The 15,604-nt window shown below is 39.2% G+C and carries 15 protein-coding genes, 1 tRNA gene, 1 other RNA gene and 5 pseudogenes; 20 read left to right on the top strand and 2 right to left on the bottom strand.

The window, feature by feature from the left end; all coding sequences use genetic code 11:
- The first annotated feature begins 1 nt into the window (after position 1).
- Positions 2-75, top strand: a tRNA-Asn gene (locus SMIDD28_RS08455).
- Between the two features lie 131 nt (positions 76-206).
- On the opposite strand, the pseudogene SMIDD28_RS11335 reads toward SMIDD28_RS08455, so the two are convergent.
- A pseudogene (locus SMIDD28_RS11335) lies at positions 207-431 on the bottom strand (transposase); the annotation flags it as partial.
- Positions 432-666: 235 nt separating this feature from the next.
- On the opposite strand from SMIDD28_RS11335, the gene comW reads away from it, so the two are divergent.
- The 19 genes and pseudogenes from comW (at position 667) to SMIDD28_RS12520 (ending at position 14,733) form a co-directional block, all read left to right on the top strand.
- Entirely contained in the window at positions 667-903 is a 237-nt protein-coding gene (gene comW, locus SMIDD28_RS08450; RefSeq protein WP_061425583.1) for a sigma(X)-activator ComW, read from the top strand.
- Between the two features lie 230 nt (positions 904-1,133).
- Positions 1,134-2,420 (top strand): adenylosuccinate synthase, encoded by a 1,287-nt coding sequence (locus SMIDD28_RS08445; protein ID WP_061425582.1) that lies wholly within the window; start codon positions 1,134-1,136, stop codon positions 2,418-2,420.
- Positions 2,421-2,620: 200 nt separating this feature from the next.
- Positions 2,621-3,088: a tRNA adenosine(34) deaminase TadA gene (gene tadA, locus SMIDD28_RS08440; RefSeq protein ID WP_061425581.1), complete on the top strand. Its 468-nt coding sequence runs from the start codon at positions 2,621-2,623 to the stop codon at positions 3,086-3,088.
- A 32-nt stretch (positions 3,089-3,120) separates the two neighbouring features.
- Positions 3,121-3,218, top strand: an RNA gene (gene ffs, locus SMIDD28_RS08435) — signal recognition particle sRNA small type.
- A gap of 56 nt (positions 3,219-3,274) precedes the next feature.
- Complete coding sequence (locus SMIDD28_RS08430; RefSeq protein WP_061425580.1) at positions 3,275-3,718, top strand: dUTP diphosphatase; 444 nt, start codon at positions 3,275-3,277, stop codon at positions 3,716-3,718.
- Position 3,719: 1 nt separating this feature from the next.
- Positions 3,720-4,259, top strand: a complete 540-nt coding sequence (locus SMIDD28_RS08425) for a histidine phosphatase family protein (protein WP_061425596.1) — start codon at positions 3,720-3,722, stop codon at positions 4,257-4,259.
- A 10-nt stretch (positions 4,260-4,269) separates the two neighbouring features.
- A pseudogene (locus tag SMIDD28_RS11735) lies at positions 4,270-4,431 on the top strand (DNA repair protein RadA); the annotation flags it as partial.
- Positions 4,427-4,729, top strand: a pseudogene (locus SMIDD28_RS08420) (isochorismatase family protein); the annotation flags it as partial. The pseudogenes SMIDD28_RS11735 and SMIDD28_RS08420, both read left to right, overlap by 5 nt.
- Before the next feature lie 18 nt (positions 4,730-4,747).
- Positions 4,748-5,263 carry a histidine phosphatase family protein gene (locus SMIDD28_RS08415; protein WP_061425579.1) on the top strand — a complete coding sequence of 172 codons (516 nt, stop codon included), beginning with the start codon at positions 4,748-4,750 and terminating at the stop codon, positions 5,261-5,263.
- A gap of 10 nt (positions 5,264-5,273) precedes the next feature.
- Positions 5,274-6,638, top strand: coding sequence for a DNA repair protein RadA (radA, locus tag SMIDD28_RS08410; protein ID WP_135783528.1), 1,365 nt, complete (start codon positions 5,274-5,276; stop codon positions 6,636-6,638).
- Between the two features lie 72 nt (positions 6,639-6,710).
- Positions 6,711-7,208 (top strand): beta-class carbonic anhydrase, encoded by a 498-nt coding sequence (locus SMIDD28_RS08405; RefSeq protein WP_004237611.1) that lies wholly within the window; start codon positions 6,711-6,713, stop codon positions 7,206-7,208.
- Positions 7,209-7,232: 24 nt separating this feature from the next.
- Positions 7,233-8,048, top strand: coding sequence for a PrsW family intramembrane metalloprotease (locus SMIDD28_RS08400; RefSeq protein WP_061425578.1), 816 nt, complete (start codon positions 7,233-7,235; stop codon positions 8,046-8,048).
- Between the two features lie 145 nt (positions 8,049-8,193).
- On the top strand, positions 8,194-9,162 hold the full coding sequence (locus SMIDD28_RS08395) for a ribose-phosphate diphosphokinase (RefSeq protein WP_033682853.1): 969 nt from the start codon (positions 8,194-8,196) through the stop codon (positions 9,160-9,162).
- 118 nt (positions 9,163-9,280) lie between these two features.
- The gene (locus SMIDD28_RS08390) at positions 9,281-10,159 is read left to right on the top strand and encodes an Rpn family recombination-promoting nuclease/putative transposase (RefSeq protein WP_061425577.1); all 879 of its coding nucleotides are present in this window, start codon (positions 9,281-9,283) and stop codon (positions 10,157-10,159) included.
- Between the two features lie 6 nt (positions 10,160-10,165).
- A pseudogene (locus SMIDD28_RS08385) lies at positions 10,166-10,534 on the top strand (hypothetical protein); the annotation flags it as partial.
- A 122-nt stretch (positions 10,535-10,656) separates the two neighbouring features.
- A complete protein-coding gene (locus tag SMIDD28_RS08380) occupies positions 10,657-11,655 on the top strand; it encodes an Abi family protein (protein WP_196756369.1) in 999 nt (332 codons plus the stop codon).
- A 21-nt stretch (positions 11,656-11,676) separates the two neighbouring features.
- Positions 11,677-11,947 (top strand): annotated as a pseudogene (locus SMIDD28_RS08375) (IS110 family transposase); the annotation flags it as partial.
- Between the two features lie 177 nt (positions 11,948-12,124).
- The gene (locus tag SMIDD28_RS08370) at positions 12,125-13,060 is read left to right on the top strand and encodes an Rpn family recombination-promoting nuclease/putative transposase (protein ID WP_061425573.1); all 936 of its coding nucleotides are present in this window, start codon (positions 12,125-12,127) and stop codon (positions 13,058-13,060) included.
- 374 nt (positions 13,061-13,434) lie between these two features.
- Positions 13,435-14,733 (top strand): hypothetical protein, encoded by a 1,299-nt coding sequence (locus tag SMIDD28_RS12520; protein WP_081103261.1) that lies wholly within the window; start codon positions 13,435-13,437, stop codon positions 14,731-14,733.
- A 79-nt stretch (positions 14,734-14,812) separates the two neighbouring features.
- Here SMIDD28_RS12520 and SMIDD28_RS08360 read toward each other — a convergent pair.
- On the bottom strand, positions 14,813-15,604 hold a 792-nt coding region (locus SMIDD28_RS08360), incomplete at its 5' end, for an ISL3 family transposase (RefSeq protein WP_155719327.1).

The raw sequence follows: 15,604 nt of genomic DNA, 5'->3' as shown, positions 1-15,604 counted from the left end.
TTCCGCCATAGCTCAGTTGGTAGTAGCGCATGACTGTTAATCATGATGTCGTAGGTTCGAGTCCTACTGGCGGAGTAATTTAGTTAAGAGGTTTAGACCTCTTTTTTTGTTATGTAATAATAATCTATCTCGTGTTATTAGAGGCGAGACATTTTTCTTGGCTAGAAAAGTTTGTCTCTTTGTCAACTGTAGTAGGTTGAAGTCAGCTAAGCTCGAGAAAGGACAAATTTCGTCCTTTCTTTTTTGATGTTTAGAGCGATGATAATTCGTTTTTTGAAGTTTTTAAAGTTCCAAAAACCAAAGGCGTTGCGCTTGATAAGTTTGATGAGATTATTAGTGACTTCTAGTTTGGCGTTAGAATAGGCTAGTTTAAGGGCATTGACAATTTTCTCGTTATCTTTGAGAAATGTTTTAAAGATAGTTTGAAAAATTAGATACTATGCGTTTTTCTTATTTTAAGATTTTTACCTCAGTCTCTTTTGGTATTTAACGCAGTTAATAAGGTCTATAATAGTCTAATTTAGGTAGTAAATTTGTTCCTATTCTGTCAACTTTTCCTATTTTTTCTCTTGTTGAGGTTGGTATTTTAACAATTCAGGAATTATTAATGATTAATTAAAATTTTTTGTTAGAATAAGGTCATAAAAAGTAAAGGAGTGTATGCTTATGCTACAAAATATTTATGATCAGATGACTGATTTCTATGACAGTATCGAAGAAGAGTATGCTACTTTCTTTGATAATAGTTGGGACTGGGAACATTTTCATTTTAAATTTTTGATTTATTATTTAGTTAGATATGGCATTGGGTGTCGTAGGGATTTTATAGTTTACCATTATCGTGTTGCTTATCGTTTGTATCTTGAAAAATTGATAATGAAACAAGGTTTTGTTGCTTGTTGAGACAATATGAGTTAATTTCCGAACAAATTTAACTTTTTGTGGGAAAATAATGATAAATAGCTGCTTATTTTTCTAAATCATTTTTTAATAGTTGGAAATAGCAAATCTTTCTATTGTTTCTTCTTGATAAAAAGGCGATTTTTTCTTATAATAAATTGTAAGATATAATTGCGGGTGAGATTCCTGCCATGTATGTGAGAAAGGAAGAGCCTGAGGGCTCAGACAAGATTATGACTTCAGTTGTTGTTGTAGGTACCCAATGGGGTGATGAGGGTAAAGGGAAGATTACAGACTTCCTTTCAGCGAATGCAGAAGTGATTGCACGTTACCAAGGTGGTGATAATGCAGGTCACACGATTGTGATTGACGGTAAGAAATTTAAGTTGCACTTGATTCCATCTGGGATTTTCTTCCCTGAAAAAATCTCTGTTATTGGGAATGGTATGGTTGTAAATCCTAAATCTCTTGTGAAAGAGTTGAGCTATCTTCATGAGGAAGGTGTTACAACTGATAACTTGCGGATTTCTGATCGCGCGCATGTTATTTTGCCATACCATATCGAGTTGGATCGTTTGCAAGAAGAGGCTAAGGGTGACAATAAGATTGGTACGACAATCAAGGGAATTGGTCCAGCTTATATGGACAAGGCTGCTCGTGTTGGGATTCGTATCGCAGATCTTTTGGATAAAGACATTTTCCGTGAGCGTTTAGAACGTAACCTTGCTGAAAAGAATCGTCTTTTTGAAAAATTGTATGACAGTAAAGCGATTGCTTTCGATGATATTTTTGAAGAATATTACGAATATGGTCAACAAATTAAGAAATATGTGACAGATACATCTGTAATCTTGAACGATGCACTTGATAACGGTAAACGTGTGCTTTTTGAAGGTGCACAAGGTGTTATGCTAGATATTGACCAAGGTACCTATCCATTTGTTACGTCTTCAAACCCTGTAGCTGGTGGTGTGACAATTGGTTCTGGTGTCGGTCCAAGTAAGATTGACAAGGTTGTAGGTGTATGTAAAGCCTATACCAGTCGTGTGGGAGACGGTCCTTTCCCAACTGAGTTGTTTGATGAAGTAGGAGAACGTATCCGCGAAGTCGGTCATGAATATGGTACAACAACTGGTCGTCCACGTCGTGTGGGTTGGTTTGACTCAGTTGTCATGCGTCATAGCCGTCGTGTTTCTGGTATTACTAACCTTTCATTGAACTCTATCGATGTTTTGAGTGGTTTAGATACAGTAAAAATCTGTGTGGCCTATGATCTTGATGGTCAACGTATTGACTACTATCCAGCTAGTCTTGAGCAATTGAAACGCTGCAAGCCTATCTATGAAGAGTTGCCAGGTTGGTCAGAAGATATTACCGGAGTTCGTAATTTGGAAGACCTTCCTGAGAATGCGCGTAACTACGTTCGTCGTGTGAGTGAGTTGGTTGAAGTTCGTATTTCTACTTTCTCAGTAGGTCCTGGTCGTGAACAAACAAATATTTTAGAAAGTGTTTGGTCCTAAGAGATTTTTAAGATTTGTTTAAGATAGGTCGGGTATACTATAGACAGTTACAAGAAGACCTCCTAACTTGTTGTAACAAATATCCTAAACTTTTCTTTTTCATAATAATCTCCCTATAAAGTCACCGCATTCGGTGGCTTTTTTTGTATTGGGATTCATGATATAATAATAAAATCGATAAGCAGGAAAAGAGAAAAGAAATGAATTATACGATTGAAGAAAAAGAAGTCTTTATGAGGGAGGCTTTGAGAGAGGCTGAGATTGCTCTTGAACACGATGAAATTCCAATTGGTTGTGTGATTGTCAAGGACGGAGAAGTCATTGGCCGTGGGCATAATGCGCGTGAGGAACTGCAGCGAGCGGTTATGCATGCGGAAATTATGGCCATAGAGAATGCTAATCTGAGTGAGGAGAGCTGGCGCTTGCTTGATTGCACGCTTTTTGTGACCATTGAGCCGTGTGTCATGTGTAGTGGGGCGATTGGACTCGCCCGTATTCCAAACGTGGTCTATGGGGCTAAAAACCAGAAATTTGGCGCTGCTGGGAGTTTGTACGATATCTTGACAGATGAGCGTCTCAATCATCGTGTGGAGGTTGAAACGGGAATTTTGGAAGATGAATGCGCAGCTATTATGCAGGACTTTTTTAGAAATAGACGGAAAAAATAATTTTGCTTTTAAAATGAATAGGAATGTGATATAATAAATAGTGGAGCAACAGTTCTGCGTGAAGCGGGTCAGGGGAGGAATCCAGCAGCCCTAAGCGATTTGAATTGTGTGCTCTTTTTTTCGTGCTTTTTCCGAATAAATAAGATAGAATAATCTAGAATAAATGATAATAGAAAAGAGAAGATGATGAAAATTCGTGGTTTTGAATTGGTTTCTAGTTTTACAGATGAAAATTTATTGCCCAAGCGTGAGACAGCTCATGCGGCTGGTTACGACTTAAAGGTTGCTGTGCGTACAGTTATTGCGCCAGGAGAGATTGTATTAGTTCCGACAGGGGTTAAGGCTTATATGCAGCCGACTGAGGTTCTCTACCTCTATGATCGTTCTTCAAACCCTCGTAAGAAGGGCTTGGTTTTAATTAACTCGGTTGGGGTCATTGATGGGGATTATTATGGAAATCCTGGGAATGAAGGGCATATTTTTGCGCAGATGAGGAATATCACAGACCAAGAGGTTGTTCTTGAAGTTGGAGAACGCGTGGTTCAGGCTGTCTTTGCTCCATTTTTGATTGCGGATGGCGATGCGGCAGATGGTGTTCGGACTGGTGGATTTGGATCAACTGGGCACTAAGATGAAGATTATCTTTGTACGTCACGGGGAGCCAGATTATAGTATGCTTGATAAACTTGAAAATCCGCAACTATATAGTGGTTTTGGTCGTGATTTAGCACCATTGACAGGAAAAGGTCGCAGTCTGGCAAAAGAAATTGCTAAAACTGCATGTTTTGGAAAGGCAGAGATTATTATTTCATCGTCTGTGACGAGGGCTTTAGAAACAGCACATTATATAGCGGTTGAAACAGGATTGGACTTATTTGTGGAGCCGTTTTTTCATGAGTGGCGTCCAGACTTAGATGGTACTAACTCTGATTTAACTAGTGTATTGGTAGCTCATGAATATTATCTAAAACATCAAGGAAGTTTACCTGAAGATTCTCCTTATCGCTATGAAACAGCTCTGGAGATGCGTCATCGTTTTTTAAGAACTTTGGAAAAATATAAAAATTATAAAACTATTATCATTGTAACTCACGGAATGCTCATGCGTCAGTTTGTGCCAAATGAGAAGATTGATTTTTGCCAAGTGATTGAGTGTGAGTTAGAGATATAGAAAGAGGTTTATCATCGCAAAAAAAAAAGCGACATTTGTATGTCAAAATTGTGGGTATAATTCCCCTAAATATCTGGGGCGTTGCCCCAACTGTGGATCTTGGTCTTCTTTTGTAGAAGAGGTTGAGGTTGCCGAGGTCAAGAATGCGCGTGTGTCCTTGACAGGTGAGAAAAGACAGAAAGAAGAAATTTGTGACCGACTTGCTGCTTGTCTCTTCTCGTATCTTTGAGAAGCGTCGGGCTTCTTGCTTTACTAATCCAGATTTAAAAGATTTTTTAGAGGAAAACGGTGCTAAAAGCATAGAGTTTATAGGGATAGATGGCAATGGCTGTGTTAAGGCTTCCGTTTTGGCAGCTACCAAGGAGAATTATCATGTTTCTGTCGATTTGTCTGCTGTCGGAGTTGCCAACCAGAAGAAATTCTCTAAAACACTGAAGCAGTGGCAAGATTACGGAATCAAGATTGGATAGTTTTATGGGGATCTTAATATGAAAATTATTTTTATCCGTCACGGGGAGCCAAATTACCGTGAGTTAGAGGAGCGTTCCTATACTGGATTCGGGATAGATTTGGCACCCTTATCTGAGAAAGGAAGACAACAAGCTCAGGAACTTTGCAAAAATCCTTTGTTTGGCTCAGCTGATATCCTGGTGTCTTCTGCAGTGACGCGAGCTTTAGAAACGGCTTTTTATGTATCCTGTGCTACGGGACTTCCTTTAAGAGTGGAGCCTTTATTACATGAATGGCAGGTCTATGAAACTGGCACAGATAATTTTGAAAAAGCTCGTACTATGTTTCTAGAAAATCATGGGGAGTTACTTCCTAATAGTCCTATTCAATATGAGACAGCTACGGAGATGAAGTCTCGTTTTCTAGAATGCATGGCTAAGTATCGAGATTACCAGACCGTGATAGTGGTAACTCACAACATGCTCATGCGTCAGTTTGTGCCAAATGAGAAGATTGATTTTTGCCAAGTACTTGAGTGTGAGTTAGAGATATAGAAAGAGGTTTATTATCGCAAAGAAAAAAGCGACATTTGTATGTCAAAATTGTGGCTATAATTCCCCTAAATATCTGGGGCGTTGTCCTAACTGTGGGTCTTGGTCTTCCTTTGTAGAAGAGGTTGAGGTTGCCGAGGTCAAGAATGCGCGTGTGTCCTTGACAGGTGAGAAAACCAAGCCCATGAAACTGGCTGAGGTGACTTCAATCAACGTCAATCGAACCAAGACGGAGATGGAGGAATTCAACCGTGTACTTGGAGGCGGAGTGGTACCAGGAAGTCTCGTCCTCATCGGTGGGGATCCTGGAATTGGGAAATCAACCCTTCTTCTACAAGTTTCAACCCAGCTGTCTCAAGTGGGAACTGTTCTCTATGTCAGTGGGGAGGAGTCTGCCCAGCAGATTAAGCTACGAGCAGAGCGTTTGGGAGATATTGATAGCGAGTTTTATCTCTATGCAGAGACCAATATGCAGAGTGTTCGAGCAGAGGTGGAGCGCATCCAGCCAGATTTTCTCATTATAGACTCTATCCAGACCATTATGTCTCCTGAGATTTCAGGGGTACAGGGATCTGTTTCTCAAGTGCGTGAGGTGACGGCTGAGCTCATGCAGCTGGCCAAGACCAATAACATTGCCATCTTTATCGTAGGTCATGTGACCAAGGAAGGAACCTTGGCTGGTCCGCGTATGCTAGAGCATATGGTGGATACGGTGCTTTACTTTGAAGGGGAGCGCCACCATACCTTTCGTATTTTGAGAGCGGTCAAAAACCGTTTTGGTTCTACCAATGAAATTGGGATTTTTGAGATGCAGTCGGGCGGTTTGGTTGAGGTACTCAATCCGAGTCAAGTTTTCCTAGAAGAGCGTTTAGACGGTGCTACGGGCTCGTCAATTGTTGTGACCATGGAAGGGACGCGTCCGATTTTGGCGGAAGTTCAGGCTTTGGTGACACCGACCATGTTTGGAAATGCCAAGCGTACGACCACAGGTCTTGACTTTAATCGTGCTAGTCTGATTATGGCTGTTTTGGAAAAGCGGGCAGGTCTTCTCTTGCAAAATCAGGATGCTTATCTTAAATCTGCTGGCGGTGTCAAATTGGATGAACCTGCCATTGACTTGGCCGTTGCAGTTGCCATTGCTTCGAGTTATAAAGACAAGCCAACTAATCCTCAGGAATGTTTTGTGGGAGAACTGGGATTGACAGGAGAAATTCGGCGTGTGAATCGTATCGAACAACGCATCAATGAAGCTGCTAAACTGGGATTTACTAAGATTTATGTACCTAAAAATTCCTTGACAGGAATTACTCCACCCAAGGAAATTCAGGTCATTGGAGTAACAACGATTCAGGAAGTTTTGAAAAAGGTCTTTGCATAATCCGTGACAAATTCTCTTAAAAATGATAAGATAGGAGAAATATTTGACTATCAAATTTTCGAGGAGGGAATCGTGTCGTATTTTGAACAGTTTATGCAAGCCAATCAGGCTTATGTTGCCCTACATGGGCAGTTAAATCTACCACTTAAACCCAAAACCAGAGTAGCCATTGTGACCTGTATGGACTCACGTCTGCACGTTGCACAAGCTTTGGGTTTGGCACTTGGGGATGCTCATATCTTGCGGAATGCAGGCGGTCGAGTGACTGAGGACATGATTCGTTCGCTAGTTATTTCCCAGCAACAAATGGGGACAAGAGAGATTGTGGTATTGCACCATACAGACTGTGGTGCTCAGACCTTTGAAAATGGTCCTTTTCAGGAGTATTTGAAAGAGGAACTGGGTGTCGATGTGTCAGACCAGGACTTCTTGCCCTTCCAAGATATAGAGGAGAGTGTACGTGAGGATATGCAACTCCTTATCGAGTCTCCCCTAATACCAGACGATGTCATTATCTCTGGTGCTATTTACGATGTGGATACAGGAAGTATGACGGTCGTAGAATTGTAAAAAATTCATTTAGAAAGAAAGTGTATGAAGAAAAACAGCATTTTATTTATTTTTATTTTATTGCTATGTATTGGTTTACAATATGAAACCATCTACTATACGGACGGTTCTATGTCAGGTGCGGAATATGGACTAATGGGAGTTTCTATCTTTCTAGCTCTCTTTTATATGATTCCGGCTCTTTATTTCCTTTTCCGTATTGGGAAAAAATGGAAATTGCCAAAAAACTCCTTGATCTTGTCTTTATTGGGAGGAATGTTCCTTTCAGGCTGGTTGTCTAGCTTTGCGAATACCTATATCCATGATTTACTGGGGGTTCTTTTCCCAGATAGTGCATTTTTAAATGCCTTTGAAAGTGCTATTGTGGCTCCTTTGGTAGAAGAGCCGTTGAAATTGTTGCCACTTGTCTTTGTTTTGGCTTTGGTTCCTGTGCGAAAATTAAAATCTTTGTTTTTACTAGGAATTGCTTCTGGTTTGGGATTTCAAATGATTGAGGATATTGGCTACATTCGTACGGATTTGCCAGAGGGCTTTGATTTTACCATTTCAAGGATTTTAGAGCGTATCATCTCAGGAATTGCCTCTCACTGGACTTTTTCAGGTATAGCTGTAGTAGGTGTTTACTTGCTTTACAGAGCCTATAAAGGACAAAAGGTTGGCAAGAAAGAGGGGCTTATTTTCCTAGGTTTAGCCTTAGGAACTCACTTCTTGTTTAATTCTCCTTTTGTAGAGTTGGAGACAGAGTTGCCTTTAGCGATTCCAGTGGTTACGGCCATTACTCTCTACGGTTTTTATCAGGCTTATCGTTTTGTTGAGAAGCACAATGAGCTGATGAACTAGAATATTTTTCAAAAGAATGAAGCAAGGGTACAAATATGGTGCCCTTCTTTTATTTTTGATTGAAAAATAGTGCAAAAAGCGCTACAATGGTAGATAGAGAAATCTTGTGAAAAGCACAAGCGATACATATATACCGGAGGAAATCATGTCTTTTTCTGATTTAAAGCTGTTTGCCCTTTCTTCTAATCAAGAATTGGCAAAACGTGTAGCGCAGGAGATTGGGATAGAGTTGGGGAAATCAAGTGTCCGACAATTTTCAGATGGAGAGATTCAGGTCAATATTGAAGAATCAATCCGTGGAAAACACGTCTTTATCCTACAATCAACTAGCTCGCCTGTAAATGACAATTTGCTTGAAATTTTGATTATGGTAGATGCTTTGAAGCGTGCGAGTGCAGAATCTGTCAATGTTGTCATGCCTTACTATGGGTATGCACGTCAGGATAGAAAGGCGAGAGCGCGTGAGCCAATCACTTCAAAACTTGTCGCAAATATGCTTGAAGTAGCTGGAGTGGATCGTTTGTTGACAATCGACTTGCATGCTGCGCAGATTCAAGGATTCTTTGATATTCCTGTGGATCACTTGATGGGAGCTCCTCTGATTGCGGATTATTTTGAGCGTCGTGGCATGGTTGGTTCTGACTATGTGGTTGTCAGCCCAGACCATGGAGGGGTGACTCGTGCTCGTAAGTTGGCAGAATTTTTGAAAACCTCTATTGCTATCATTGACAAACGTCGTAGTGTTGATAAGATGAATACCAGTGAAGTCATGAACATCATCGGTAAGGTCGAAGGCAAGACTTGTATCTTGATTGATGATATGATTGATACGGCTGGAACGATTTGTCATGCGGCAGATGCCCTTGCAGAAGCTGGTGCTGTTGAAGTATATGCAAGCTGTACGCACCCAGTTCTTTCTGGTCCTGCTATGGACAATATCCAAAAATCAGCTATCAAGAAATTGGTTGTTTTGGATACTATCTATCTGCCAGAAGAGCGTTTGATTGATAAGATTGAGCAGATTTCAATCGCTCATCTCCTAGGGGATGCTATCGTACGTATTCATGAAAAACGACCACTTTCTCCACTTTTCAGTATTGAGAAAAAGATTTAATGACCAAGCCTGAGATAATTCTCAGGTTTTTTTCATCTCTTTTCCGAATAAATAGATAGTAGCAGTGAATCTAGTAAACCTAGATTTAAAACTGTGGTATAATAAAAGGAGGAAAAGGATGATTCTAAGACATCCGGGCATCAGCCCAACCAATGACTTGGTTGCTAAGAAAATTTTCAGCAACCCAGAAATCACTTGTCAATTTATTCGCGATATGTTGGATTTACCAGCAAAAAATGTGACCATTTTGGAGGGGAGCAATATTCATGTCTTGCCCATTACACCGTACTCGGCGCAGGATTTCTATACCAGTATAGATGTTTTGGCAGAGTTGGATAATGGTACCCAAGTAATCATTGAAATTCAGGTACATCATCAGAATTTTTTCATCAATCGCCTGTGGGCTTATCTATGCAGTCAGGTCAATCAAAACCTAGAAAAAATTCGTCAACGTGAAGGAGATACTCACCAGAGTTATAAACACATCTCACCTGTTTATGCTATCGCAATTGTGGACAGCAATTATTTCTCAGATGATTTGGCTTTCCACAGTTTCAGTATGCGAGAGGACACGACAGGTGAGGTCTTAACCATCACAAACAATGGACAAGAAAACCATCTAGTCAAGATGGCATTCTTGGAATTAAAAAAATACAGAGAAACCAGCAAAGACGAGGTTCGCAAACCGTGGTTGGAGTTTTTTGGGAACAAGCCCTTTACCCAACAACCCGAGCGAGCCATCAGCCAAGCAGACCAACTGCTGGACTACAAGAGCTGGTCCGAGGAGGACAGAAAAATGTTTAGTCAACTACGTATGCGCGAAGAACAAGCCTTGTTAGCACAGGACTATGCCTTGGAAACTGCTAGGGCGGAAGGTGGTTTTGTTATGTTAGCAAATCTTGTTCGCCAGCATCTTTTAACAGCAGAGGTTGCGAGTGAGCAATTAGGCATGACTGTCTCTGAGTTTGAAGAATTATTGAAAGACCATCATAACTAAGAACTAAAATACAGAGAAACTAGCAAAGACAAGGTTTGCAAGCCGTGGTTGGAGTTTTTCGGGAATAAACCCTTTACCCAAGAACCCGAGCGAGCCATCAGCCAAGCAGATCAACTGCTGGACTACAAGAGCTGGTCCGAGGAGGACAGGGAGATGTTTAGCCAACTACGTATGCGAGAAGAACAGGCATTGTTGGCACAGTACTATGCCTTGGAGCAAGCTGAAGAAAAATGCCTTGAACGTGACCGTGCAGAGGGGATTGAACAGGGAGTGGAGCGCGGGAAAGTTGAAGGACAAATTTTTACCTTTCTAGATTTAGTACGCCAACATGCTTTATCTTCCGAATTTACGAGTGAACAATTAGACACAAATTGAAAAAATATCAAGTTGACTTGACTTTTTTTATAGAATAGTATAGTATTTAGATACAAGCACTCCTTTTGCTCCCTGTTTCATAGCAACTGGAGTCATTTTTTTATAAATTTAGAAGGTTAATGATGTACACAACTGATAATAGTATTTCTTTGTCAAGAGATTTAAAGAGAGAAATGAAAGCATTTTTACCTCTTGAAGATTTGGTAAGTTATCTTTCAGATAAGCTAGATATGTCACCTGAAGAGGAACTAGATTCCAAAAATTTTTTACGTTGCCATAATTACTATTCGTTTTCTGCTTTTATTAAACAGGTTCCAGATAATCTTCATAAAGGAAAATTTCAAGCAGCGATTTCATTGTATGAATTTAATGACTGGTTGTCACAGTTTCTGTTTATATTTTCTGGTAGATTAGAGCAGTTTATAAAATCAACTTTTATTGAATCGCTTTGTCAGCAATATAATGGAAAATATCAAAAAGGTGAGTGTTACCTGGATGAAACTATTTATGAAAACTCTGAATTATATAACGAATTTATTTCAATTATAGAAAAACATTTATCAGAGAATCAAAGTCTTTCAATACAGCATCATATCAAAAATAAAGGTTCTAAATTCCCAATTTGGGTTCTTTTTCAAGAGATGACTTTTGGAGAAACAACTCGTTTTATAAGTGCACTGAAAAAAGAGTACCGGGAGTATTGGATAGATACTACATTTTTATCAACTGGTGTGGTAAATTCTAAAATTCATGGAGAAGAAATCCGGAGTAAATTATTTGGCTGGGTTTCAGCTACATGGTATATGAGAAATAGGACAGCACATCATTTAAGACTATATGGTCAAAATTTTACAATAGCAAGTCCAAGTTTCTTTTCAGCTGATTTGCGTCAAATAAACAAGAATGCAGAGACTAAAAAGAAAAAGACGCATAATAACGATTTATTTGCTTATCTTCTAGCTATGAAAAATCTTATACAACATCATTCACATTCTTTTGTTCAAGATTGGAATGATTTTTTAATGACTTTAGAGGAACAGTTGATGGAAAAGTCAAATATCATATTATCTAGTAAGATTGGTTTGCCAAGCAATTGGAAAGATATATTGTGGATCGGTTGAACTAAGGAATGATTTTTTACTCAAGTTATTATTCAGAGAATCTTTGAGAATCCAGATGAGAAACCAAACATTAAGAAGTTGATTACCAAGATGAATGAAGGATAAGATGCGAGATTTTGGAATTGCTATAGCGGACGATGTAATAGCTGAACAAGGTGAGAAAATCAGAATCATCAAGGAACACTATGATGTTCTTGCCATCTGCAAAGAAGACTTAGAAACCATGATTCGGAAACTCGAACAAGAATATCAAGAACAAGTTAAGCTGATTCAAACCGTATCTGGATTCAGGGTGTTTTAATTTTAAAAATTAGGTGTCAAACCCTCTTTTAGTACAGATAAAATTAAGGATAAACAATAGTTTTAATAACTTTTATTTTTTTTCGTCTCTTTTCCGAATAAATAGATAGAAGCATCAAATCTAGTAAACCTAGATTTAAAAATGTGCTATAATGAAAGGAGAGAAAGTATGACATTACGTCATCCGGGCATCAGCCCAACTAATGACTTGGTTGCTAAGAAAATCTTTAGCAATCCGGAAATCACTTGTCAATTTATCCGCGATATGCTGGATTTACCAGCAAAAAATGTGACCATTTTGGAGGGAAGCAACATTCACGTCTTGCCTTCCGTACCTTACTCGGCACAGGATTTCTATACCAGTATAGATGTTTTGGCGGAGCTAGATAATGGAACCCAAGTAATCATTGAAATTCAGGTTCATCATCAGAATTTTTTCATCAATCGCCTGTGGGCTTACCTATGTAGTCAGGTCAATCAAAACCTAGAAAAAATTCGCCAACGAGAAGGTGATACACACCAGAGTTATAAACACATTGCACCAGTTTATGCTATCGCAATTGTGGACAGCAATTACTTTTCAGATGACTTAGCTTTTCACAGTTTCAGTATGCGCGAGGACACGACAGGTGAAGTTTTAACAATTACAAACAATGGACAGGAAAACCATCTAGTAAAGATGGCATTCTTGGAACTAAAAAAATACAGAGAAACCAGCAAAGACGAGGTTCGCAAACCGTGGTTGGAGTTTTTCGGGAATAAACCCTTTACCCAGCACCCCGAGCGAGCCATCAGCCAAGCAGACCAACTGCTGGATTACAAGAGCTGGTCCGAGGAGGATAGGGAGATGTTTAGTGAACAACGCAGACGCGAAGAACAGGCGTTATTGGCTCAGGATTATGCCTTGGAACAAGCTGAGGAGAAAGGTTTAGAACGTGGACTCGAACGTGGCCGTGCAGAGGGTATTGAAAAAGGGCGCGAAGAAGGCATTGAAGAGGGATTAAAAGTAGGTTTAGTAAATCTAGTCCATCAAGGTCTTCTGACTTCTGAGGTTGCCAGCCAGCAGTTGGGCATGTCAGTAGCTGAGTTTGAGTCCTTGCTATGAGGTCACATTTTAAATAGTAGAAAGTTAATGGAATGGCGAGTTATTTGCAAAATACTTGCCATTTTTGCTTGACATTTGGAAGGGGATATAGGATAATACCATAGAAGTGAGTTCTGTCCAACTATCTATATGGATTAGATATGTGAGGTTTGACTCAAGGTTTTAGAAGTTTGTGAGATTTTCACTTGAGAGATACGGTATTTGAAGAGTATTTCATCTCACAAAGGCGTTTTTTTAACCTTTTTTGAAAAAATAGCTGAAAAGTTTAAAAAATTGAAGAAAACCCTTGACAAATCCTGCAAATATTTATATACTGTATGGTAGTAAGATAGTCTTACGAAAAAAATTTTAAAGAAAACAAAGGAGATAAAACGATGAAAAAAGTTTTATTGACAAGCGCAGTCGTACTCGCAGCATATGGTGCTGTACAATCTGTTTCAGCAGCAGATGATTATGTAGATTATAATTCTATATTGGCTTCAATCAGAAGTGATAAAGCTAAAGCAGATGCTCAAGCAGTAGCACAACATATTTATGATGTTCAAGATCAACAATTAAGTATTCTTACACCTGCTTATAACCTTTATAAAGAAAAAGATGCAGCGTATAATACACTTTCTTCTCGTGTTAAAGAAGCATACTCTAATCTTGAAAAATTACAACAAGAAAAAATTCGTACTGCTGACTTGATTGGTGATGGAACAGCATTAGTACGCAAAGCTGATGAATTAAAATCAGCACGTACAGAAGCTGCACAACGTGAAGCTAAATTTACTGATGATGTAGAATCATATGAAAATGAAGTTAACACAGCTAAGCAAGCACGTGTTGACGCTGTCAAAGCAACAGCAGCAGCAGAAGCAGCTTTCCAAGCGGCTCTAACTTCAGGAGATGACACAGCAATTGCTCAAACTAGATCTAATCTTGCATTAGCAAAAGGACGTCAAAATGCTGCAGTTAAAGCAGAAAAAGAAGCAAACGAGAAATTAGCAAAAGCAGAAGCAGAACTCCAAAAAGCAGTATTTGATCAAGCACGTATTGAAGCAGCTCTTCAATATATGGATGCTTTGGAAACAGGTAATGATTACAAGATTACTCAAGCAGCCTACAATCTAGATAAGAAAATTGAAAACGCAAAAGAAACAATTTCTACTCTAGAATCTGAGGTAGAAGTAGCTCGCACAGATCGCGATAATGCATTGCTTGCACTTGAAAATGCAGAAAAGAGAGCAGCAGTAGAATATAAGAAAGTTGGTCTTACATATAGTCGTTCAATCTTAGAAGAAGCAGATGCAAAAGCAAATGCTGTTGAAACAGGTTGGAAAAATACTGATAAAGGTTGGATTTATATTGTAACTCCTAAAGGTGATAAAGCTACTGGTTGGAAACTAGTTGATGGTGCATGGTACTACTTTAACGCTGAAGGCGTAATGCAAAAATGGTGGATTAAAGATGGTAACACTTGGTACTATCTAAATGGTTCAGGTGAAATGCAAACTGGTTGGTTGCAAGACGGTGGTAAATGGTACTTCCTTGAAAACACTGGTGCAATGAAAACTAGTCAGTGGTTCCAAGTTAAAGATAAATGGTATCATGTTGATGCTTCAGGTGCATTGTCAGTAAATACTACTGTAGATGGCTACACTGTAAATGGAAACGGTGAATGGGTTTAATTTTATATAATTGAATCATGACAGGAGAGAAATCTCCTGTTTTTTGGGCTCTTTGTCAACTGTAGTGGGTTGAAGTCAGCTAAGCTCGAGAAAGGACAAAATTCGTCCTTTCTTTTTTGATGTTCAGAGCGATAAAAATCCGTTTTTTGAAGTTTTCAAAGTTCCGAAAACCAAAGGCATTGCGTTTGATAAGTTTGATGAGATTATTGGTTGCTTCTAATTTGGCGTTAGAATAGTGTAGTTGAAGAGCGTTGACAATTTTCTCTTTGTCCTTTAGAAAGGTTTTAAAGACAGTCTGAAAAAGAGGATGAACCTGCTTAAGATTGTCCTCAATGAGTCCGAAAAATTTGTCTGGCTCCTTGTTCTGGAAGTGAAAAAGTAAGAGCTGATAGAGATTGTAGTGGTGTTTCAAGTCTTCTGAATAGCTCAAAAGATTGTCAAGAATCTCTTTATTCGTTAAGTGCATACGAAAAGTAGGGCGATAAAAACGTTTATCACTCAATTTACGACTATCCTGCTGGATGAGCTTCCAGTAGCGCTTGAGGGCCTTGTATTCATGGGATTTTCGATGAAACTGATTCATGATTTGGACACGGACACGACTCATAGCACGGCTAAGATGTTGCACAATGTGAAAGCGATCCAATACAATTTTTGCATTAGGAAAAAGATGCTTGGCCAATTCATAGTAGGGGCTAAACATATCCATAGTAATAATTTTCACTCGACATCGGACGGCTCTATCATATTTAAGAAAGTGATCTCGAATGACGGCTTGTGTTCTACCCTCAAGAACAGTGATGATATTGAGCTTTTCAAAATCTTGTGCAATGAAACTCATCTTTCCCTTAGTGAAGGCATACTCGTCCCA

The organism is Streptococcus mitis, from assembly GCF_001579045.1.
GTDB lineage: Bacteria > Bacillota > Bacilli > Lactobacillales > Streptococcaceae > Streptococcus > Streptococcus mitis_D.
This window is presented reverse-complemented; position numbering and strand designations above follow the sequence as displayed.